The organism is Luteimonas sp. A534, from assembly GCF_054072805.1.
Window position 1 is genome coordinate 23,357 of the sequence record NZ_JBSVRR010000007.1, and the last position, 20,882, is coordinate 44,238.

A 20,882-nucleotide genomic window follows, 5' to 3' on the forward strand; every position below is an offset into this window, starting at 1 on the left:
GCTCCCCGGTTTGTGCTTCGGCCATCCTAGCGAAAGCGCCGACGGCGTGCGATGCGGGTCAGCGCTCGTTCGCCTGCTGCTTCGGATTGAGGTGCTGCCAGACCTGGCGCATGGCCTCGTCGAAGGGGGCGTCATTGGACCGCACCACCACCCGGCCGGCGGCCATCAGGGCCGTCAGCTCTTCCGGCGAGACCACCATCCTGCGCGCGCCGCGGCGGTTCACCACCAGGAAACGGCCGGTCAGCGGGCTGACCCAGGCGATCCGGGCAGCGGTGTCGTGGCCGTCACCATCGATCAGGCGCAGGCCCTGCCCGACCCTGAGCCGGCGCATGCGCGTGGCGACCTCGGGATCGAAATCGAGAGTGTCGGTGCCGCCCGCCAGCTGCAGGCCCGCAAGAGCGGGCGAATCGTCCGCGCCGCCTTCGACCTCGTCTGCCGGCGCCTCCGGACAGTGCACCTTGCGCGCGGCGTCGGGCAGGCCGAGCGCGGAGATGATCCGGGCCATCGCGTCGCGAGCGGCGGTGGCGTCCATGCCGCAGCTCGAATAGCACTCGCCCAGGGGGACCTGCAGCGCGAGCAGCTGCTCGGCGACCACGCGGCCGCGGGCCTGGGCGGCATCGGCGTCCACCTGGACCATGGCATCGCCCAGGGCGATGGCCTGGTGGTGGCGTGCGGTACCGGGACCGTCGCGCAGCCAGGCCTGGGTGAGGTGGTGGCGCCAGTGGCGGTCGAGGAACTGGGCGACCGGCGCGGTCAACGCGCGCTCGGACAGCCGCGAGGCAACGAGCTCGGCGGCATGCGCGCGCGCCTGCTGCAGGCGTTCACGGCCGTGGATAGCTTCGGCCGCGCGCTTCTCGGCAAGATCGGTGCGACGCCGCTGCTGTTCAAGCTGGTCGCGAAGCTCGCTGGAAGCCAGCTCGAAGATGGCCTGGTCGTCGTCGTATTCCTCGACCACGCGGTCGACCGCGCGCTCGGCGCGGTCGAGGGTCTCGCGGTCCTGCGGCGTCTCGCCGGCGTTGCCGTCGCAGGCTTCGGTCAACACGTCGAGCAGGCGCCGCGCCGGGTGGCTGCGGCGGTTGAACATGGAATCGTCGGTCAGCGCCACCTTCAGGTAGGGCACCACCAGGCGACCGAAGAAGTCACGGCCGCGGTCCTCGAGGTCGTTGGCGTCGTTGATCGAGCTGAAAAGCATGCCCACCAGGTCGATCGCGTCTTCCTCGTCGACGCTGAAATGGGTGGCATCGGCATCCAGGCCGAGCTGGCGCAGGCCGCCCAGGATGGCTTCGCGCATGACGCGGGTGAGTTCGCGGGCATCGCTGGCGGCCAGCGCGCGTGCGTACGGGGCGGAGTCATCGCCCTGCAGGATCTGCGCGACGTTGAGCAGGTCCTCGGTGCGCAGCACCGTGACGCCCGCCGGCAGGCCCTCCCCCAGGCCGGACGACGCCTCCGCGGCACCGCCTTCGGCTGCGATGTCCACGCCTGCGGCACGCCAGTGCGCGAGCTGCTCGCGGACCACGTCGCGGTAGCGCGGCGGCTGGCCCGCGGCCGCGGCGTGCTGCGCGCTGGCCGCGATGGAGGCGCCGATGCCGCCCCCCATCCTGCCACCGCCCGCCCCGGTCCCGGCCACCGACCGGCCGACGCTGCCTTCGCGCGCGCCACCGCCCAGGGACTGCCCCAGGTGTTCCACGGTGCCACCTTCGGGAACCCAACCAGCCTCGGCGCCCGGGCCTGCGCCGGCCTGGGCCGTGACACCGCCCTGCCGGTCGGTGCCGGGGCTGCCCTGTGCCACGGCCCGCCCGCCGCGTCCGGCCCCGCCGCTGCCACCCGACTGCACGCCGAAGCCGGCGCCATCCAGCATTTCGTTGAGCTTTTCGTAAAGATCGCCCAGCACTTCGGGGAGCCGCTTGTCGAACTGGTTGAACACCAGCGGGCGCAGGCCGCGAGTCAGGTCCTCGGCGCCGAACAGGTTGACGAAGGCGGCCACCGCCGCTTCCGGGCGTACCGGGTTCGTGCGCCTGCCCTCCACGCCCAGCGCAGCGGCGAGCGCCTGCATGCGCTCATCCAGCTGTTCCAGCGGATGCAGGAACTGGTGGTCAAGGAGTTCGGTGGTGTGCTGCCCTGCCAGATGGATCTCGAGCTCACCTTCCGACATGAGGCTCAGCGACTTGTCGTCCAGGTGCTCCACGGCCGGCTTGCGCCAGGCATCGAACTCGCGCTCCAGTGCTTCCCGGTAGCGGGTGGCCAGTTCCAGCGCGCGATGGCCCAGCGCCATCACCGCCATGCGATCGTCCTGCGCACCGCTGTAATCGTGCCCGGCCAGGGCCTCCAGCCGCACCTGCTCCTCGATCGTGCCCCAGAAGCCCGACAGCACGCCCCCCAGCCCGGTCACCGTTTCGCGCCTGACGGCGTCGAACAGACGGGCGGGATCGCGCATCCCGCCTTGGCGGGTTTGGAAGGTGGGGTAGGCGCGGGGTTCTTCTGCGATCATCGGGGATGCGTCCGGTGCTGGGGGATGCACCCACGCATACCATCCCTGAATGGAGCCTTCGACGTCTGTGACTGCAATCGCAAATAGCCCAACCTCCACCGCCCAAGCCGGCCTGGCCGCCCTGGATGCCCGGCGCTCGGTGCCCGCGAGGGCGCTCGCCGAGCCCGGCCCGACCGCATCCGAGCTCCAGCGCATGCTGGCCTCGGCGGTGCGCGTTCCCGACCACGGCAAGCGGGTGCCGTTCCGTTTCCTGTCGATCACCGGCGAAGCGCGGCACGCGCTGGGCGACGCAATCGCGGCGCGCGGCCTGGAACTCAAGCCGGATGCCGGCGCGGCCGCCATCGACAAGGACCGCGCCCGTTTCTCGCATGCACCACTGGTGCTCGTGGTCGTGACCGTGCTCGATCCCGACGACGCCGCGATCCCCGGACAGGAGCGTCTGCTCAGCGCCGGCTGCGCCTGCTTCGCCCTGCTGCAGGCCGCGCAGGGACTCGGCTTCGGCGCCACCTGGCTGACGGGCTGGCCGGCCTACGACCCGGCGGTGCACGCGCTGCTGGGCCTCGGCACGCATGAGAGCGTGGCCGGCTTCATCCACATCGGCACCCCGACCATCGAGGCGCCCGAACGCCCGCGCCCCGATCCCGCCGCGCTGCTGGTCGAGTGGGTGCCGCCGGCGTGAGCCTGCCTGCTCCCGCGCCGCCGCTGTACCTGGTCGACGCCAGCCTGTACGTGTTCCGCGCCTGGCATTCGATGCCGGCCGACGGCTTCCACGATGCCGACGGCTGGCCGACCAACGCGGTGCACGGCTTCGTCCGCTTCCTGCTCGACCTGCTCGAGCGCGAGCGCCCCCGGCACATCGCCATCGCGTTCGACGAAGCCCTGGACTCCTGTTTCCGCAACGCGCTGTACCCCGCCTACAAGGCCAATCGCGACCCCGCGCCGGCCGAGCTGAAGCGCCAGTTCGCCTACTGCAAGGCGCTGTGCGCCGCGCTGGGGCTGCCGGTGCTGGCGCATCGCGAATACGAGGCCGACGACCTGATCGGCGCAGCGCTGGTGGCGGCGCGCAGTGACGGCTTCCGGGGCGTGATCGTGTCCGCGGACAAGGACCTGTCCCAGCTGCTCGAGGTCCACGACGAGCAGTGGGACTACGCCCGCGGCCAGCGCTGGGGCGCAGCCGGGGTCAAGGCGCGCCATGGCGTGCACGCACACCAGATCGCCGACTACCTGGCGCTGTGCGGTGATGCCGTCGACAACATCCCCGGCGTGCCCGGCGTCGGCAGCAAGACCGCGGCGGTGCTGCTGGGACACTTCGGCAGCCTCGACGCCCTGCTCGAACGCATGGACGAAGTGGCCTTCCTGCGACTGCGCGGCGCGGCCACGGTCGCCGTGCGGCTGCGCGAGCACCGCGAACAGGTATTGCTCTACCGCCAGCTGTCGACGATCGCCTGCGATGCGCCGCTGCTCGACGCCATGCCGCCATTCGTGCGCGCGGCGGCCGAGGCCGGCACCCTCGCCGCGTTCGCCGATGCCGTGGGCTTCGGCCCGATGACCCGCCGCCGGCTGGAGAGCTTCGCCGAAGGCAGCACACTCGTCGCCGGGCGGAGTTAGGATCGGAACATGCACAACGACAGCCGCAAACACGCCACGGACGAACCCGAACTCCTCTACGAAGGCGAATGGCTGCGCATGGTCAAGCGCGGCCAGTGGGAATCCTGCGAACGCACCCACGGCAAGGATGGCCTTGCGGTGCTGGTGATCGCGGTGACCCCCGACGACCACGTGCTCTTCGTCGAGCAGTACCGCGTGCCGCTGGGCGCGCGCACGATCGAGATGCCCGCCGGCCTCGTCGGCGACGACTTCAGCGACGACACCCTGGAGTCCGCGGCGCGCCGCGAGCTGATCGAGGAAACCGGCTGGGACGCGGGACGCATCGACGTGCTGCTGGTGGGGCCGACCTCATCGGGCATGAGCAACGAACGCATCGCCTTCGCCCGTGCGCTGGACCTGCGCAAGGTCGGCGACGGCGGCGGCGTCGACGACGAGGCGATCACAGTCCACGCCATTCCGCGCGCCACCGCGCCGGCCTGGCTGATGCAGAAGTACGAGGAAGGTTTCGAACTCGACCTCAAGCTCTGGGCCGGGCTGTGGATGATCGAACACAACCCGGACGGCACGAAAGCCTGAGCCGCGGCAGTCGCCACGCACCACACATCGTTCCATCCGCACGTCGTTGCGCCGGACCACCACGCCTACACTGACCGGCCGCGCTTCCGTGGGCTGCACATGCCTCGCCGGCTGATCCAACTGTTCCTGGGCCTGGTCGCCTACGGCCTGTCGATGGTGCTGCTGGTCCAGGCCGGCCTCGGGGTGATGCCCTGGGACGTGCTGCACCAGGGCATCGCGCTGCAGGGCGACTGGCCGATGGGCAGGGTGGCGATCGCGGTCGGCTTCGCCGTACTGCTGGCGTGGATCCCGATCCGCCAGCGCCCCGGCTTCGGGACCGTCTGCAACGTGATCGTGATCGGCCTGGTGTTCGATGCCGCCATGGCCTGGATCGGCGGCGCGCTTGCCGACATGACCCTGCCACAGCGCATCGCGCTGCTCGTCGGCGGCATCGTCCTCAACGGCGCAGCGACCGCGGCCTACATCGGCGCGCGCTTCGGCCCCGGCCCGCGCGACGGCCTGATGACCGGCCTGGCACGGCGAACAGGGTGGTCCGTGCGGCTGGTCCGCACCCTGATCGAAGGCGGCGTGCTGCTGGTCGGGTTCCTGCTGGGCGGCAGCCTTGGCCTGGGCACCCTGGCCTACGCGCTGGCGATCGGCCCGCTGATCCAGTGGATGCTGTTGCTGTTCAACCGCCCCGCGCGTCCGTGCGCGGCGGAAGCGACGTAGCGCGTCAGGCGAAGCGGTCGGTCGCCTGCACCAGCGCGTCGACGGTCTCCGGCTCGAACGCCGAATGACCTGATGCCGGCGTCACCACCAGCTCGGCCTTTGGCCAGACCTGGTGCAGGTCCCAGGCGTTCTGGATCGGACAGACCACGTCGTAGCGGCCGTGCACGATGACGCCGGGGATGTCGACCATGCGATAGGCGTCGCGCAGCAGCTGGTCGTCGCACTCGAAGAAGCCGGCGTTGGTGAAGTAGTGGTTTTCGATCCGCGCGAAGGCCAGCGCGAACTGCGGGTCTTCGTGGTCGGCCATGAAGCCCGGGTCGATGTGCAGGAAGCTGGTGGCCGCCTCCCACACGCTCCAGGCGCGCGCCGCGGCAAGGCGGGTGGCCTCGTCCTCGGAGGTCAGGCGGCGGTGGAAGGCCGCGATCAGGTCGCCGCGCTCGCTTTCGGGAATGGCCGCGATGTAGTGCTGCCAGGCTTCCGGGAACAGGCGCGACGCGCCCTCCTGGTAGAACCATTCCAGCTCCCAGCGGCGCAGCATGAAGATGCCCCGCAGGATCAGTCCGGTGACCTGCTTCGGGTGCGCCTGGGCGTAGGCCAGGGCCAAGGTCGAGCCCCAGGACCCGCCGAACACCTGCCAGCAATCGATGCCGAGGTATTCGCGCAGGCGTTCGATGTCCTCGACCAGGTGCCACGTGGTGTTGTCGACGAGATCGGCGTGCGGCGTCGAGCGGCCCGAGCCGCGCTGGTCGAACAGCACGATGCGGTACTTCGCCGGATCGTGGAAGCGACGCATCTTGTCGGTGCAGCCGCCGCCGGGACCGCCGTGCAGCATCACCACCGGCTTGCCGTCGGGATTGCCGCACTGCTCGTAGTACAGGACATGCCGATCGTCGACGCGGAGCGTGCCGGTGTCGAAGGGTTCGATCTCGGGATACAGCGTGCGCATGCAGATACGGCCTCGTACGGAGATACGCGGCCAGTCTAGCAGCCGCTCCCGATCACACCGCGGCCCTGCGCCCGAGGCTGACCCGGTCGCGGCCCTCGAGGTCGCACACGGTCGCCACCCCGTCGAACCCCCTCGCCCGCAGCAGCGCGCGCACCGCCGGGCCTTGGTCGAAACCGTGCTCGAGCAGCAGCCAGCCGCCCGCGACCAGGTGCGCCGGCGCCGCCGCGACGATGACCCGGATCGCATCCAGGCCGTCGGGTCCGGACGCCAGCGCGGCGTGCGGCTCGTGCCGCAGGTCGCCCTGCCCGAGATGCGGATCGTCCTCGGCGATATAGGGAGGATTGCTGGCCACGAGGTGGAAGCGCTCCCCCGCCACCGGCACGAACCAGTCGCCGGCGCGGAACTCGACGCGACCGTCCAGGCCATGCGTGGCCGCGTTGCCGCGCGCCACCGCCAGCGCGGCGTCGCTGCGGTCGGTCGCGATCACCTGCGCCAGCGGCCGCTCGCTGGCAATGGCCAGCGCGATCGCGCCGCTGCCGGTGCCGAGGTCGGCGACTCGCGCCGGCGTCCCGGGATCCAGCCGGGCCAGCGCCTGCTCGACCAGCAATTCAGTTTCGGGGCGCGGGATCAGGGTGTCCGGCGTGACGGCCAGGTCCAGGGTCCAGAAACCGCGCCGGCCGAGGAGGTAGGCGACCGGCTCGCCCGCGGACCGGCGCGCGACCAGGGCCTGGAAGCGGACCCCGGCCCCTGGCGCCACCACCGCGTCCCCATGGGCGAACAGCCACGCGTGCTGACGATCCAGCACGTGCAGCAGCAGCAGCGCAGCCTCGTCCGCCGGGATACGTTCCCGCGCTTCGATGAGGCATTCCGAGACGCTGTGTTCACTATTCATAGTTTTTGTCTATCGATTGGATAAGTACAATTCACTTTACGAATTGATAGGCCAGACCTAACATTCTCTTCGTCCGGCAGACGCCGGTTGTCTCAACCCACTCCCCACACCCGCGAGGATTCCATGTCCGTCATCAATACCGAAATCAAGCCGTTCCAGGCCACCGCGTACCACAACGGCGAGTTCGTTGAAGTCGACAGCGCCAACCTGAAGGGCAAGTGGTCCGTGTTCGTGTTCTACCCGGCCGACTTCACCTTCGTCTGCCCGACGGAGCTCGAGGACCTGGCGATCAACTACGACGAGTTCAAGAAGCTCGGCGTCGAGATCTACAGCGTGTCGACCGATACCCATTTCTCGCACAAGGCCTGGCACGACACCTCGGACGCGATCGGCAAGATCCAGTATCCGATGATCGGCGACCCGACCCACGAGATCTCGCGCGGCTTCGAGATCCTGCGTCCGTCCGGCCTGGCCGACCGCGGCACCTTCATCGTCGACCCCGAGGGCGTGATCCAGTCGATCGAGATCACCGCCGAGGGCATCGGCCGTGACGCGCTGGAACTGCTGCGCAAGGTCAAGGCCGCCCAGTACGTCGCCGCCCACCCGGGCGAGGTCTGCCCCGCCAAGTGGAAGGAAGGCGAGAAGACCCTGAAGCCGTCGCTGGACCTGGTCGGCAAGATCTAAGCACTTCCCGCCCTTGTGGGAGCCGCTATAGCGGCGATCGCGGCCATGGCCGCTCCCACAGTCGCAAGACCCAGCCCATCCCCGCTTCCAGTGGGGGTGGGGCTGGACCGGAGTCCGTGCCACGGCGCGGCCTGCGGTCCATCCCCACGCCGGTGGCGACCCGTCGACGACGGGACGCAGGCCCCCGCCTTGCCGTTTACCAGGAGTTCCCCATGCTCGAAGACGATCTCAAGACCCAGCTCAAGGCCTATCTCGAGCGCCTGCAGCGCCCGGTGGTGCTGGTGGCCAGCGTCGACGACGGCGCCAACTCGGCCGAGATGCTGGAGCTGCTGGAAGACATCCGCGCGCTGTCGGACAAGGTGACGGTCGAGGTGTCGCGCGACGACGCCCAGCGCAAGCCCTCCTTCGCCGTGACATCGCCCGGCCACGACATCGACCTGCGCTTCGCGGGCCTGCCGATGGGCCACGAGTTCACCTCGCTCGTGCTGGCCCTGCTGCAGGTCGGCGGACATCCGTCGAAGTCCGCGCCGGAGCTGCTCGAGCAGGTGCGCAACCTCGAGGGCGACTACCGCTTCGAAACCTATTTCTCGCTGTCCTGCCAGAACTGCCCGGACGTGGTCCAGGCGCTGAACCTGGCGGCGGTGCTGAACCCGAACATCCATCACGTCGCCATCGACGGCGCCCTGTTCCAGGACGAGGTCGAGGCGCGCGAAGTGATGTCGGTGCCGACCGTGTTCCTCAACGGCGAGGTCTTCGACCAGGGCCGCATGAGCCTGGAGCAGATCGTGGCCAGGCTCGACACCGGCGCCGCGAAGCGCGACGCCGCGGCGATCGCGAAGAAGGACGTGTTCGACGTGCTGGTCGTGGGCGGCGGTCCCGCCGGCGCCGCGGCCGCGGTCTACGCCGCGCGCAAGGGTATCGCCACGGGCGTCGCCTCGGAGCGCTTCGGCGGCCAGGTGCTCGACACCATGTCGATCGAGAACTTCATCTCGGTGCAGGAAACCGAGGGCCCGCGCCTGGCGGCGCAGCTCGAGGCGCACGTGCGCCAGTACGACGTCGACATCATGAACCTGCAGCGCGCCAAGGCGCTGACGCAGGATGAAGACGGCATCACCACCATCGAACTCGAGAGCGGCGCCTCCGTCCGCGGCCGCAGCGTGGTGCTCGCCACCGGCGCGCGCTGGCGGCAGATGGGCGTCCCCGGCGAGGACCAGTACCGCAACAAGGGCGTGGCCTATTGCCCGCACTGCGACGGCCCCTTGTTCAAGGGCAAGCGCGTGGCGGTGATCGGCGGCGGCAACTCCGGCGTGGAAGCGGCCATCGACCTTGCCGGCATCGTCGGCCATGTCACCCTGGTCGAATTCGACGGCAAGCTGCGCGCGGACGAAGTGCTGCAGCGCAAGCTGCGCAGCCTGTCGAACGTCCGCATCATCACGTCGGCCCAGACCACCGAGGTGCTCGGGGACGGCAAGCGCGTCAACGGCCTGGTCTACCGCGACCGCGTCGGCGGCGATTCCCATCGGGTGGAGCTGGAGGGCGTGTTCGTGCAGATCGGGCTGCTTCCCAACACCGAATGGCTCAAGGGCGCGATCGAACTCAGCCCGCGTGGCGAGATCGTGGTCGACAACGCCGCGCGCACCTCGCTGCCGGGCGTGTTCGCCGCCGGCGACGCCACCACGGTGCCCTACAAGCAGATCGTCATCGCCATGGGCGAAGGCGCCAAGGCCGCGCTCAGCGCGTTCGACCACCTGATCCGCACCAGCAGCCCGAAGGCGGAGGCGGCGACGGCCGAGGCCTGAGCCGCACCGCCCGCGGAAGGGGCATCACCATGAACCTGCGCGACCTGAGCTACTTCATCGCCCTCGCCGAGCACCTGCACTTCGGGCGCGCGGCGGCGGCGAGCTTCGTCAGCCAGCCCACGCTTTCCACCCAGATCCGCAAGCTGGAGGAGGAACTGGGCGTGCCGCTGGTGGAGCGCGCGCCGCGCAACGTGATGCTCACGCCCGCGGGGCGCGACGTCGCCACGCGCGCGCGGCGGATCGTGGCCGACGTCGAAGAGATGCGCGAGGCTGCGCGCCGCAGCCAGGATCCGGAAGCGGGCAAGGTGACCCTGGGCCTGTTCCCGACGCTTGGGCCCTACCTGCTGCCGCACGTGGTGCCGGCGATCCGCGCGCGCTTCCCGGAACTCGAGCTGCTGCTGGTCGAGGAAAAGAGCGACGTCCTGCTGGAACGCCTGCAGCAGGGCCGGCTGGACGCGGCCCTGCTCGCGCTGCCGATCAGCGACGACCAGCTGCACCTGGAGTTCCTGTTCGAAGAGCCCTTCGTGCTGGCCGTTCCCGAGGCGCACCGGTTGGCGGGCGAAGGCCCGCTGTCGCTCGACGACCTGGCCGACGAACGCCTGCTGCTGCTCGCGGACGGCCACTGCATGCGCGACCAGGCGCTCGACGTCTGCCACCTGGCGGGCGCCTCCGAAAAGGGCGAGTTCCAGGCCACGAGCCTCGAGACCCTGCGGCAGATGGTCGCCGCACACGTTGGCGTCACCCTGCTGCCGATGCTGGCCGTGAAGCCACCGGTCGCGCGCTCGCAGAGCATCGAGCTGGTGTCGTTCCGCGACCCGCCGCCCAGCCGCCGCATCGCGATGGCCTGGCGCAGGAGCACGGCGATGACCGCCTTCCTCCAGGAACTGGCGCAGGTGATGCGCGAACTGCCCCCGGACCTGCTGCTGCCGACGGTGCGCGAGAGCACCGCGCCGATGTACGTCCCGGGCGCTCCCGGCGTCTAGTCGCGCCCCTGCGACGCGCTTCCCCGCCTGCGGAACAGGGTCAGGTTGCGGCGGGTACCTGGCAGCTGACGCCGGTGCCACCGAGGCCGCAATAGCCGGCGGGGTTCTTCGACAGGTATTGCTGGTGTTCCTCTTCCGCGTAGTGGAAGGCCGGTGCCGGGAACACGATTTCGGTGGTGATCGCGCCAAGACCCGCGGCGGACAGCCGCAGCTGGTAGGCATCCCGGCTGGCCAGCACGGCGTCGTGCTGCGCCGCCGTGTGGCAGTGCAGGACCGAGCGATACTGGCTGCCGATGTCGTTGCCCTGGCGCATGCCCTGGGTCGGGTCGTGCCCTTCCCAGAAACGGGCCAACAGCGCATCGAACCCGACCTGCTCGGGGTCGTACACCACCAGCACCACCTCGGCGTGGCCGGTGCGGCCGCTGCAGACCTCGCGATAGCCTGGCGCCGGCGCATCACCGCCCGCATAGCCCACGGCCGTCGTCTCCACGCCCGGAAGCGTCCAGAACAGGCGTTCGGCGCCCCAGAAGCAGCCCATGCCGAACACCACCCGCTGCATGCCGGGGAATTCGCCCTGCAGGGGACGGCCGTGGACATGATGGACGTTGGACAGGCGCATGGCGGGTGCTCGAAAAGGAATGCATTGATCGTGGGCGCTCGGGGGCACGGGTTCAAGCCGTGCGCGCGCCGGCTCGGCTACACTGCCCGGTCCATGGCGCAGGCCCGCGCCCGCACCCGTGAAGACCGCATGACCGAGCCCACCCCCACTGCGGCCGACGCCGCGCCGGCGCCCGCCGAGAAGCAGGATTTCATCCGCCAGATCGTCCGCAAGGACCTCGCCAGCGGCAAGCACGACGCCATCCGCACGCGCTTCCCGCCCGAGCCCAACGGCTACCTGCACATCGGGCATGCCAAGGCGATCTGCTTGGACTTCGGCATCGCCGAGGAGTTCGGCGGCCGCTGCAACCTGCGCTTCGACGACACCAACCCGGCGAAGGAAGATCCGGAGTTCGTGCAGGCGATCCAGGACGACGTGCGCTGGCTGGGCTTCGACTGGGCCAGCCTGCGCCACGCCTCGGACTACTTCGAAGTGTTCTACCTGGCCGCCGAAAAGCTGATCCGGCAGGGCGACGCCTTCGTCTGCGACCTGTCGGCCGACGAGGTGCGCACCTACCGCGGCAGCCTGACCGAGCCCGGACGCGAGTCGCCGTACCGCAACCGCGGCGTCGACGAGAACCTGGACCTGTTCCGCCGCATGCGCGCGGGTGAGTTCGATGACGGCGCGCGCACCCTGCGCGCGAAGATCGACATGGGCAGCGGCAACATCAACATGCGCGACCCGGCCATCTACCGGATCAAGAAGGTCCCGCACCAGAACACCGGCGACGCCTGGCCGATCTACCCGATGTACGACTTCGCGCACGCCCTGGGCGACGCGGTGGAAGGCATCACCCACTCCCTGTGCACCCTGGAGTTCGAAGACCACCGGCCGCTGTACGACTGGTGCGTGGACAAGGTGGACCTTGCCGGCCATCCGGAGCTGCTGGCGCCGCTGCAGGACAGGGGCCTGCCGATCGAGGCCGCGAAGCCGCGGCAGATCGAATTCTCGCGCCTCAACATCAACTACACGGTGATGAGCAAGCGCAAGCTCACCCAGCTCGTCGCCGAGGGCCTGGTGGACGGCTGGGACGACCCGCGCATGTACACGCTGCAGGGTCTGCGACGCCGCGGCTACACCCCCGGCGCGCTGCGCCTGTTCGTGGACCGGGTGGGCATCAGCAAGCAGAACTCGATGATCGACTTCTCGGTGCTGGAAGGCGCGCTGCGCGAGGACCTCGATGCACGCGCACCGCGCCGCATGGCGGTGGTGGCGCCGCTGAAGATGGTGCTGGCCAACCTGCCCGAAGGCCACGAAGAGACGCTGCGCTTCCCCAACCACCCGAAGGACGAATCCTTCGGCGAGCGCGAGGTGCCGTTCTCGCGCGAACTCTGGATCGAGCGCGACGATTTCGCCGAAGTCCCGCCGAAGGGCTGGAAGCGCCTGGTGCCTGGTGGCGAGGTCCGCCTGCGCGGCGCCGGCATCGTGCGCTGCGACGAGGTGGTCAAGGACGCGGACGGACAGGTGGTGGAACTTCGCGCCACGCTGGATCCCGAATCCCGGCCCGGCATGGAAGGCGCCAACCGCAAGGTCAAGGGCACGATCCACTGGGTCGGTGCAGCGCGCGCGGTCGAGGCGGAAGTGCGGCTCTACGACCGCCTGTTCTCGGTGCCGGACCCGGACGACGAGAGCAGCGGCCTCACCTACCGCGACCACATCAACCCGGATTCGCGGATGTCGGTATGCGGCTACCTCGAACCGGCGGCCGCCGACGTGGCGCCCGAGCACGCGTTCCAGTTTGAGCGCCTGGGCTATTTCGTCGCCGACCGCCGCGACCATCGCGGCAACGCACCGGTGTTCAACCGTAGCGTGACCCTGCGCGACACCTGGGCTGCCAGGGCCTGAGATCCAACCGCGCCGGCCTTCCCCCGGCGCTACGCGGGGCGGGGCTACCATGCCCGCACCCCACGACACGAGACACGGAGAGCGCCATGCGCCAGATCATCCAGTCCGCATCCATCGCCCTGCTCGCGCTTTGCCTTGCGGCTTGCGCGGCCCCGCAGCCCGACACGGCCGTACCGGCGCCGCCCATGAGCAACCCGCTGCCCGCGACGCCGATGCCGACGGAGCCAGCGCGCCCGGCCGTTGCAGGCGTGCCCGACCTCGACCGCAGCTGCCGCGTCGATTCCGACTGCACGGTGAAGAACGTGGGCAGCTGCTGCGGCTACTCCCCCGCTTGCGTGAACACCGCTGCAGAGCCTGATCCGGCGGCCGTGCAGGCTGCCTGCGCGGAGTCGGGCATGGCCGGCGTGTGCGGCTTCGAGGAGATCGAAGCCTGCGCCTGCGTCGCCAACACCTGCGAGCCGAAGGCTTCGGAGGGCTTGCTGGAATGAGCCTGCCCGCACGCGTCCACCTGCAGCTCCCGGAATGGGTGCATGGCGCTGTCGACCGCGACCGCGCCTATGCCAGCGATGCCGACAAGGTGTCGCTCGCGATCGCGCTCGCCGCGCGCAATATCGACGAGGCCACCGGCGGGCCGTTCGGCGCGGTGGTGTTCGGCCCCGACGACCGCGTGGTCGCCGCCGGCGTCAACGTCGTGCTGCCGCAGTCGACCTCGCTGGCGCACGCCGAAAACATGGCCTACATGCTGGCCCAGCAGTCCCTGGGGCGGGCGCGCATCAACGTCGACGACCAGGACCGGCCCTGCGGCCCCTACACCCTGGCCACCTCGGCGCAGCCCTGCTGCCAGTGCTATGGCGCCACCATCTGGGCCGGCGTCGACCGCCTGTTGATCGGCGCCCGCTCCGACGACGTGCACGAGCTCACCGAGTTCGACGAGGGTCCGCTCCCGCAGGACTGGCCCGGCGAACTCGCCCGCCGCGGCATCGAGCTCGTGCGCGACGTCGCCCGCGACCAGGCGCGCGAGGTCCTGGCCCGCTACGGCAGCAGCGGCGGCCAGCGCTACTGATGCCTCGCGCCCGGGTCCACGCAACGGCATGAGTGGCCTGCTCTGCTATTGCCGCAGCGGCTTCGAGCCCGAGCTTGCAGCCGAGCTTGGCGAGCGCGCCGCGGCGGCCGGCCACCACGGCTATGCGGCCACCGAACGTGGAACCGGCTTCGTGCGCTTCCTCGCGCCCGGCGACGATGCCGCCGCGCTGTCGCGCGCGCTGCCCTGGCGCTCGCTGGTGTTCGCGCGCCAGAAACTGGTGATTGTGGAAGAACTCCAGGGCCTCGACACCGCGGACCGCGTGGCGCCCGTGCTCGCGGCCCTGCATCGGCACGTCGACGCTGCACCCGTTGGCCGCGGCCCGGCCTTCGGCATGCTCGTGGTCGAGCACCCCGACAGCGACGAGGCGCGACCGCTCGCCGGCCTGGCGCGCGCATTCGGCAACGCCCTGCGTCCGGCGCTGCGCAAGGCAGGCTTTCTGGCGACCACCGACGACACGCGCCGCCCGCGCCTGCACGTCTGCCTGCTGGCGGGCGACCACCTGCTGCTCGCGACCGCCGCTCCCGCGGATTCTTCCCCCTGGCCGATGGGCGTGCCGCGCCTGCGCATCCATCGCGACGCGCCCTCGCGCTCGGCACTGAAGCTCGAGGAAGCCTTCCTCACCCTGCTCGACCAGGACGAGCGCACGCGCCTGCTGCGCCCGGGCATGGCCGCCGCCGACCTCGGGGCGGCCCCGGGTGGCTGGACATGGGTGCTGCAGCGCGCCGGCGTGCAGGTCATCGCCGTCGACAACGGCCCGCTGCGCCAGCACGTGCTCGACGGCGGCGGGGTCGAGCACCTGCGCGACGACGGCTTTCGCTGGCAGCCGTCACGGCCGCTGGACTGGATGGTCTGCGACATGGTCGAACAGCCGCGGCGCGTGGCTTCGCGCATGGCGACCTGGTTCCGCGAGGGCTGGTGCCGGCAGGCGGTGTTCAACCTCAAGCTCCCGATGAAGAAGCGCTGGCTCGAAACCTCGCTCTGCCTGGACCTCTTCAATCGTGAAGCGCAGCGGCCGCTGGAACTGCGCGCGCGGCAGCTGTATCACGATCGCGAAGAGATCACCGTGCTCGCAATGCCGGCCGGCAGCTGAAGCGGATCCTGCGTTCAGCGCGCAGCAGGGCAACCCTGACCGCCGCTTCATGGGGCAAGGACTAGCGTGGCGTCCGATCACTTCGTGAGGACACCGCCATGAATCCGCTCAAGACCACGCATTCCCTCGGCCTGGCCCTGCTCGCCTGCTGCGGGCTCGGCGCCAGCGGACCCCTGATGGCCCAGGCCGCAGGTACCGCGGACGTGCAGGCGCGCAGCCAGGTCAATACGCAGTCCGCATTCCAGGATGCCCGCGCCGCCGACCAGGACGCGCGGGCTGCCCGAGAGGCCGCGGAGCAGGCGGCCGCGGAGCGACGCGCCGGCGCGCTTACTCCTCGCGGCCAGGCACAGGCCGAATACAGCGCGTGGGAGGCCGACCAGGCGTCGCGCCGTGCCGAGCGCGCTGCCCATGAAGCCAAGCGTGCGGCCAACCAGACAGGCGCAGCATCCACTGCGGCCCAAGGCGGCTACGCCTTGCCCAACGAAACCCTGGTGCAGTCCCACAACGCCGCCGGCAACGCCAGCGCGGCCAGCAGTGCGGCGCGCCAGGCGGCGCTCGATGCCCAGATGGCTGCAGAGACCGCCCGCGTGGCCACCAATGCGCCGCCGACGCCACCCGCGCCGCCCGCAACGCCGCTGCATACCTACCCCAGCGTGGCGCAGGTGACGGTCACCTCCAGCCCGCCTGATTCGGTGGTCGGTGCGTACCGGATCGACATGGCGGCGCTCGACACCAATGGTGATGGCCGCCTGAGCGGTGCCGAAGCCCGTGCGAACCCCACGCTCAGCGCCGAGTTCGCGGCCGTCGACAACAACGGCGACGGCGTGCTCGATACGCAGGAACTCAGGGGTTGGATGCGCTGAGCGGTCGGCGCCCGGCGGGTGTCAGATCCCCGCCGCGTGCCGCCACAGAGCCCCAGCCAACGGCGGCAGCCGCCCGGCCAGCCCCAGCGCGTGCCCGCGCAGCAGCACCGCGGCAGGCGAATCGCTGGTGTAGGCGCGGTTGATTCCATCGAAGGTGCGCGCGGCCAGCGTGGCCTCGCTCCGGCGCACGCGCGCCCAGCGCGCGATCCGTTGCGGCGTATCCCACGCCTGGCGGCGGGCCTGCGCAGCCATGATGGATTCGCGCAGCGCGGCGACGTCCCGCAGGCCGACGTTCACCCCCTGCCCCGCCAGCGGATGCATCACGTGGGCGGCATCGCCCAGCAGCAGCACCCGGCCCGACGAATACCGCTGCGCCAGCTGCAGGCGCAGGGGGAAGGCGGCGCGCGGCGAACGGGGCTCGACCCGGCCAAGCCGCCGGTCGAAGGCACGGGCCAGCGCTTCGCCAAACGTCGCGTCGTCCATCGCCAGCACGGCGTCCGCTTCCGCGGTGGGCAAGGTCCACACGATCGAGCTGTTGCCGTCGGTGAAGGGCAGGACGGCGAGCGGCCCGCCGGGCAGGAAGCGCTGCCACGCCGTGGCCTCGTGCCCCAGCTCCGTGCGCACATAGCCGACCACGCCGGACTGGTCGTAGCCATGGCCATCGACAGCGATGCCGGCCAGCTGCCGCAGCGTCGACCCGGCGCCGTCGGCGGCGAGCGCGATGCGCGCCGACACGCGGCTGCCGTCATCCAGGCGCAGGCGCACGCCGCGCTCGTCCTGTTCCAATGCGTCCACCCGGGCGGGGCAGCGCACGTCCACGCCCGCGCCGGGCAGGCAGGCCCAGAGCCTGTCGACCAGCAGCGCGTTCTCCACGATCCAGCCGAGCTCGCGCCGCCCCACGCGGTCGGCATCGAAGGCCAGCTCGCCGCCGCCGGCCGCATCCCAGACCCGCATCCTGCGATAGGGCTGGAGCCGGGTCGCGCGGCCGTCGCGACCCGCCACGCCCGCCCAGGCGCCGATGTCGTCGAACAGCCGGGCGTTGTCGTGGGCGAAGGCGAACACGCGCAGGTCGGGCTTCGCTTCAGACCAGACGGGCGGCGCCCGGCCCTCCACCATCGTCACCGACAGGCCCAGCCGCGCCAGCGCCAGCGCCGCGGCCGCGCCGACAACGCCGCCGCCGGCAACGACGACATCGACAGTCCCGCGACTCATCGCACGGCCTCCGGGCGGCAGGCATCCGGCACGTCGCCCCGGTAACCCATCGCCCCTCCGACCAGGCCGGCCTGCAGCCCCGGCAGCGCGGCAAGCGCGACCAGTCCGGCGCTCCGGAGCAGCGAGGCACCCTGGCCGGGATTGGCCGTGAACCGCGCCAGTCCGTCTGAGAAATCGAGCGTGCGCGCGCGGTCTTCGCTGCGCCGCGCGACATAGGCCGCGAGCAGGGCGGGATCGCCCGGGTCGCCGCCGTCGCGCGCGCAGGCCGCCAGCAGCTCCGCCAGGGTCAGCGCGTCGCGCAGGCCGAGGTTGAAACCCTGCGCGCCCACCGGGTGGATGCTCTGCGCGGCGTTGCCCACCAGCACCGCGCGGGAGGCGATGGTGCCGTCCGCACGCAGCGCCACCGCCGGGTAGGCGCTGCGCGGGCCCACCGACATCAGCCGGCCGATGCGCCAGCCGAATGCCGCCTGGACCCGCGCCAGGAAGCCGGCATCGTCGAGCGCCTGCACGGCATCCGCGTCCGCCGTGGCCACGCCATGCACCAGGCCCCAGGCGCGATCGCCTCGGGGCAGCAGCGCCGTCGGACCGTCATCGCCCAGGCGCTCGTAAGCCGTGCCGTCGGGCGGTCGCGCCGCGCGCAGCCGGGCCACCATGAGCACCTGGCCGTAATCGTGGCGGGTGGCCGTGATGCCCAGTGCATCGCGCACGCCGCTGTGCATGCCGTCCGCGGCCACGACCAGGCGCGCGCACAGCCGCGCCGGTCCCTTGCCGGACAGCTCCAGGACGCGATACGCACCCTCGTCCGGTGCGAAGCCGTTGAAGCGCGTCGCACGATGCCGCGCCAGGCCGCTTACCCCGGCCAGGCGTGACTCCAGCGCTTCCCCGAAATCCCGCGCCACCACCACTTGGCCGAAGGCTGCGCGGCCATAGTCCGCCGCTTCCAGCAGAACGCGCCCGAAGTCGCCCTGCCGACTGGCGTGGATGCGGGTGATGGCGCCGGTGGGTGCGCGCAGCCGCTGCATCACGCCCAAGGCCGTGAGCGCGTTGATCGTGGCCTCGGCAAAGCTCAGGTTGCGCTCGTCGAACACCGCCGGCATCGCCGCCGCCGGTGCGGCCTCGACCATGGCCACGTCCAGTCCACTGTCTTCCAGGGCAATCGCCAGGCTGGCCCCGACCAGGCCGCCGCCGATGACCACTACGTCGTGTGTCGCCGTCATCCGGGCATGATACGGCCGCCGCGGCCCGCAGTTCGCTAGAATGGCGCGAATCCAGCACAGCCGTCGGAGCTCCACGCGAGATGAACACCAACCTGCAACGCGCCATCGTCCTGTCGCTGCTCGTGCTGCTGATGGCGGCCACGCGGAGCCACGTCTTCACCCACTTCACCCCGGTGCCGGACGCGACCTGGGCGGCGTTCTTCATCGGCGGCTTCTACCTGCGGGCCTGGGCGCGCTGGGCGTTCCCGGCGCTGATGGCACTGGCCGTGGTGATCGATTACATCGTGATCAGCGGCCAAGGGCTGAACTTCTTCGCGCATTACTGCGTCTCGCCCGGCTACTGGATGCTGGTGCCCGCGCACGCCGGGATGTGGGCCGGCGGCCACTGGCTGCGCAGCCGCCACGATGGCGCGGACTTCCGCGCGCTCGCCCGCCTGGCCGGGGTGCTGGTGCTTGCCACGGCGGCCTGCCACCTGTTCGCGCAGGGCGGGTTCTACTGGCTGTCGCCGGCGGTCGCCGAGCCGACGTTTGCCGGCTGGGCCGCCAACTACGGCCACTGGTTCGCGCCCTATCTCGGCGCCACCGCCATGTTCGTGGCCGCGGCCGCGCTGGCCCAGGTGGTGTCCGAGTCCGTGGCCCGCAATGCCGGCCCCGCGCGGCAGCGCGGCAAGCGCTGACCCCGATGGGCAACCGCCTTTCGAAGATCTACACGCGCACCGGCGATGACGGCAGCACCGGCCTGGGGGATGGCAGCCGCACAGGCAAGGACTCGCTGCGGGTCGAGGCCTACGGCACCGTCGACGAAGCCAATTCAACCATCGGCCTGGTGCTCGCCGCCGACCTGCCCGACGCCATCCGCAGCCTGCTGACCTCCATCCAGCACCAGCTGTTCGACCTGGGCGGCGAGCTCTGCATCCCGGGCCACGCCGCCATCGATGACGACGACGTCACCCGGCTCGAGCAGCACCTCGACCATTACAACGCCGACCTGCCGCCGCTGAAGGAGTTCATCCTTCCCGGCGGCGGCGAAGCCGCGGCGCGCTGCCATATCGCGCGCACCGTGGTCCGTCGCGCCGAGCGCTGCGCGGTGGCCCTGGCCCGCGCCGAAGACGTGCGCCCGCAGCCCGTGCGCTACCTCAACCGCCTGTCCGACCTGCTGTTCGTGCTCTGCCGGGTGCTGGCGCGCGAGGGCGGCCACGGCGAAGTCATCTGGCAGCACGAGCGCCGCCGGAGCTGAGCACGGGCATGGGCGCGAAGCGGCTGGCAGTCTTCACCCACGCCGCGTGCTTCGCGCATGACACCGGCCCCGGCCACGTCGAAGCCCCTGCACGCCTTGGCGCCGTCGTGACCGCGCTTCGCGACCATGTTCCCGGGCTCGACTGGCGCGAAGCCCCGCGGGCCACGCGCGGCCAGCTGCTGCGCGTGCACGAGCCCCTGCTACTGCACGCGGTGCTCGAGGCCGAGCCGGACCATCTGATGCAGCTCGATCCCGACACCGTGCTTTCGCCCGGCTCCCCGGAAGCGGCGCTGCGCGCGGCCGGCGCCGTGGTCGCGGCGGTGGACCTGGTCATGGCCGGCGAGTCGGAGGTCGCGTTCTGCGCGGTGCGTCCGCCCGGCCACCACGCCACGCCCGCGCATGCCATGGGCTTCTGCCTGTTCAACAACGTCGCCGTGGGCGCGGCGCATGCACTCGACCGCCATGGCCTTTCGCGGGTGGCGGTCATCGATTTCGACATCCACCACGGCAACGGCACCCAGGCGATCTTCGCCGACGAGCCGCGCGTGCTCTATGCCAGCGCCCACGAGATGCCGCTGTTCCCGGACACCGGCCACCCCCGTGACCGCGGCCAAGGCAACATCCACAACGCCGCACTGCGGGCGGGCAGCGGCAGCCATCGTTTCCGCGAGGCCTGGCGCGAACGCCTGCTGCCGGCGATCGATGCCTTCGAGCCCCAGCTGTTGCTGGTCTCGGCCGGCTTCGACGGCCACCGCGCCGACCCGGTCGCCCACGTCGAACTGGAGGCCGACGACTTCGCCTGGCTGACGGGCGAACTGGCCGCCATTGCTGCGCGCCACGCCGGCGGCCGCATGGTCTCGGTGCTCGAGGGCGGTTACGACCTTGCTGCGCTCGCCGAGTGCAGCATCGCCCATGTCCACGCCCTGGGTACCGGCGCCACGGGCTGAGGCGTTCACGGTCCGTGCATTGCCGCTGCCCGGGCGATGCGGCAA

21 protein-coding genes are annotated in these 20,882 nt (G+C 71.1%); 15 read left to right on the plus strand and 6 right to left on the minus strand.

Going from position 1 to position 20,882, the window contains the following annotated elements:
* Positions 1 to 58: 58 nt before the first annotated feature.
* Positions 59 to 2,434, minus strand: a complete 2,376-nt coding sequence (locus tag ACW5F0_RS13700) for a DUF1631 family protein (protein ID WP_456999945.1) — start codon at positions 2,432 to 2,434, stop codon at positions 59 to 61.
* A 130-nt stretch (positions 2,435 to 2,564) separates the two neighbouring features.
* Here ACW5F0_RS13700 and ACW5F0_RS13705 point away from each other — a divergent pair, with 130 nt between their 5' ends.
* The 4 genes from ACW5F0_RS13705 to yczE all read left to right on the plus strand — a co-directional run bounded on the left by ACW5F0_RS13705 (position 2,565) and on the right by yczE (position 5,380).
* Positions 2,565 to 3,167 (plus strand): nitroreductase family protein, encoded by a 603-nt coding sequence (locus tag ACW5F0_RS13705; RefSeq protein WP_456965286.1) that lies wholly within the window; start codon positions 2,565 to 2,567, stop codon positions 3,165 to 3,167.
* Complete coding sequence (locus ACW5F0_RS13710) at positions 3,164 to 4,096, plus strand: 5'-3' exonuclease (protein WP_456965166.1); 933 nt, start codon at positions 3,164 to 3,166, stop codon at positions 4,094 to 4,096. The genes ACW5F0_RS13705 and ACW5F0_RS13710 overlap by 4 nt, the downstream gene beginning before the upstream one ends.
* Before the next feature lie 9 nt (positions 4,097 to 4,105).
* Entirely contained in the window at positions 4,106 to 4,672 is a 567-nt protein-coding gene (locus tag ACW5F0_RS13715; RefSeq protein ID WP_456999946.1) for an NUDIX hydrolase, read from the plus strand.
* 99 nt (positions 4,673 to 4,771) lie between these two features.
* Positions 4,772 to 5,380, plus strand: a complete 609-nt coding sequence (gene yczE / locus ACW5F0_RS13720) for a membrane protein YczE (protein ID WP_456965164.1) — start codon at positions 4,772 to 4,774, stop codon at positions 5,378 to 5,380.
* Positions 5,381 to 5,384: 4 nt separating this feature from the next.
* Here the strand turns inward: yczE and pip are convergent, their stop codons facing one another.
* Together pip and prmC are read right to left on the minus strand one after the other, a co-directional pair.
* On the minus strand, positions 5,385 to 6,326 hold the full coding sequence (pip, locus tag ACW5F0_RS13725; protein ID WP_456965163.1) for a prolyl aminopeptidase: 942 nt from the start codon (positions 6,324 to 6,326) through the stop codon (positions 5,385 to 5,387).
* 52 nt (positions 6,327 to 6,378) lie between these two features.
* Positions 6,379 to 7,218, minus strand: coding sequence for a peptide chain release factor N(5)-glutamine methyltransferase (gene prmC, locus ACW5F0_RS13730; RefSeq protein WP_456965162.1), 840 nt, complete (start codon positions 7,216 to 7,218; stop codon positions 6,379 to 6,381).
* Between the two features lie 123 nt (positions 7,219 to 7,341).
* On the opposite strand from prmC, the gene ahpC reads away from it, so the two are divergent.
* The 3 genes from ahpC (at position 7,342) to ACW5F0_RS13745 (ending at position 10,684) form a co-directional block, all read left to right on the plus strand.
* The gene (ahpC, locus tag ACW5F0_RS13735; protein ID WP_456965161.1) at positions 7,342 to 7,902 is read left to right on the plus strand and encodes an alkyl hydroperoxide reductase subunit C; all 561 of its coding nucleotides are present in this window, start codon (positions 7,342 to 7,344) and stop codon (positions 7,900 to 7,902) included.
* A gap of 212 nt (positions 7,903 to 8,114) precedes the next feature.
* The gene (gene ahpF / locus ACW5F0_RS13740; protein ID WP_456965160.1) at positions 8,115 to 9,701 is read left to right on the plus strand and encodes an alkyl hydroperoxide reductase subunit F; all 1,587 of its coding nucleotides are present in this window, start codon (positions 8,115 to 8,117) and stop codon (positions 9,699 to 9,701) included.
* 29 nt (positions 9,702 to 9,730) lie between these two features.
* A complete protein-coding gene (locus tag ACW5F0_RS13745; RefSeq protein WP_456965159.1) occupies positions 9,731 to 10,684 on the plus strand; it encodes a LysR substrate-binding domain-containing protein in 954 nt (317 codons plus the stop codon).
* A gap of 40 nt (positions 10,685 to 10,724) precedes the next feature.
* On the opposite strand, the gene msrA is transcribed toward ACW5F0_RS13745, so the two are convergent.
* The gene (gene msrA, locus ACW5F0_RS13750) at positions 10,725 to 11,351 is read right to left on the minus strand and encodes a peptide-methionine (S)-S-oxide reductase MsrA (RefSeq protein WP_456999947.1); all 627 of its coding nucleotides are present in this window, start codon (positions 11,349 to 11,351) and stop codon (positions 10,725 to 10,727) included.
* 81 nt (positions 11,352 to 11,432) lie between these two features.
* Here msrA and ACW5F0_RS13755 point away from each other — a divergent pair, with 81 nt between their 5' ends.
* The 5 genes from ACW5F0_RS13755 (at position 11,433) to ACW5F0_RS13775 (ending at position 16,224) form a co-directional block, all read left to right on the plus strand.
* Positions 11,433 to 13,187, plus strand: coding sequence for a glutamine--tRNA ligase/YqeY domain fusion protein (locus ACW5F0_RS13755; RefSeq protein ID WP_456999968.1), 1,755 nt, complete (start codon positions 11,433 to 11,435; stop codon positions 13,185 to 13,187).
* An 86-nt stretch (positions 13,188 to 13,273) separates the two neighbouring features.
* A complete protein-coding gene (locus ACW5F0_RS13760) occupies positions 13,274 to 13,675 on the plus strand; it encodes a hypothetical protein (RefSeq protein ID WP_456965156.1) in 402 nt (133 codons plus the stop codon).
* Positions 13,672 to 14,250 (plus strand): nucleoside deaminase, encoded by a 579-nt coding sequence (locus ACW5F0_RS13765; RefSeq protein ID WP_456965155.1) that lies wholly within the window; start codon positions 13,672 to 13,674, stop codon positions 14,248 to 14,250. The genes ACW5F0_RS13760 and ACW5F0_RS13765 overlap by 4 nt, the downstream gene beginning before the upstream one ends.
* A gap of 28 nt (positions 14,251 to 14,278) precedes the next feature.
* The gene (gene rlmM, locus ACW5F0_RS13770) at positions 14,279 to 15,361 is read left to right on the plus strand and encodes a 23S rRNA (cytidine(2498)-2'-O)-methyltransferase RlmM (protein WP_456965154.1); all 1,083 of its coding nucleotides are present in this window, start codon (positions 14,279 to 14,281) and stop codon (positions 15,359 to 15,361) included.
* Between the two features lie 98 nt (positions 15,362 to 15,459).
* Positions 15,460 to 16,224: a hypothetical protein gene (locus ACW5F0_RS13775; protein ID WP_456965153.1), complete on the plus strand. Its 765-nt coding sequence runs from the start codon at positions 15,460 to 15,462 to the stop codon at positions 16,222 to 16,224.
* Between the two features lie 21 nt (positions 16,225 to 16,245).
* Here the strand turns inward: ACW5F0_RS13775 and ACW5F0_RS13780 are convergent, their stop codons facing one another.
* Entirely contained in the window at positions 16,246 to 17,436 is a 1,191-nt protein-coding gene (locus tag ACW5F0_RS13780; RefSeq protein ID WP_456965152.1) for an FAD-dependent oxidoreductase, read from the minus strand.
* Positions 17,433 to 18,653 carry a 2-octaprenyl-6-methoxyphenyl hydroxylase gene (gene ubiH, locus ACW5F0_RS13785; protein ID WP_456965151.1) on the minus strand — a complete coding sequence of 407 codons (1,221 nt, stop codon included), beginning with the start codon at positions 18,651 to 18,653 and terminating at the stop codon, positions 17,433 to 17,435. Before ubiH ends, ACW5F0_RS13780 begins: the two co-directional genes overlap by 4 nt.
* An 80-nt stretch (positions 18,654 to 18,733) precedes the next feature.
* On the opposite strand from ubiH, the gene ACW5F0_RS13790 reads away from it, so the two are divergent.
* The 3 genes from ACW5F0_RS13790 to ACW5F0_RS13800 are packed head-to-tail and all read left to right on the plus strand — an operon-like array spanning position 18,734 to position 20,837.
* Positions 18,734 to 19,330, plus strand: a complete 597-nt coding sequence (locus tag ACW5F0_RS13790) for a hypothetical protein (RefSeq protein WP_456999948.1) — start codon at positions 18,734 to 18,736, stop codon at positions 19,328 to 19,330.
* A gap of 5 nt (positions 19,331 to 19,335) precedes the next feature.
* The gene (locus ACW5F0_RS13795; RefSeq protein ID WP_456999949.1) at positions 19,336 to 19,890 is read left to right on the plus strand and encodes a cob(I)yrinic acid a,c-diamide adenosyltransferase; all 555 of its coding nucleotides are present in this window, start codon (positions 19,336 to 19,338) and stop codon (positions 19,888 to 19,890) included.
* Between the two features lie 23 nt (positions 19,891 to 19,913).
* A complete protein-coding gene (locus tag ACW5F0_RS13800; RefSeq protein WP_456999969.1) occupies positions 19,914 to 20,837 on the plus strand; it encodes a histone deacetylase family protein in 924 nt (307 codons plus the stop codon).
* Positions 20,838 to 20,882: the final 45 nt, after the last annotated feature.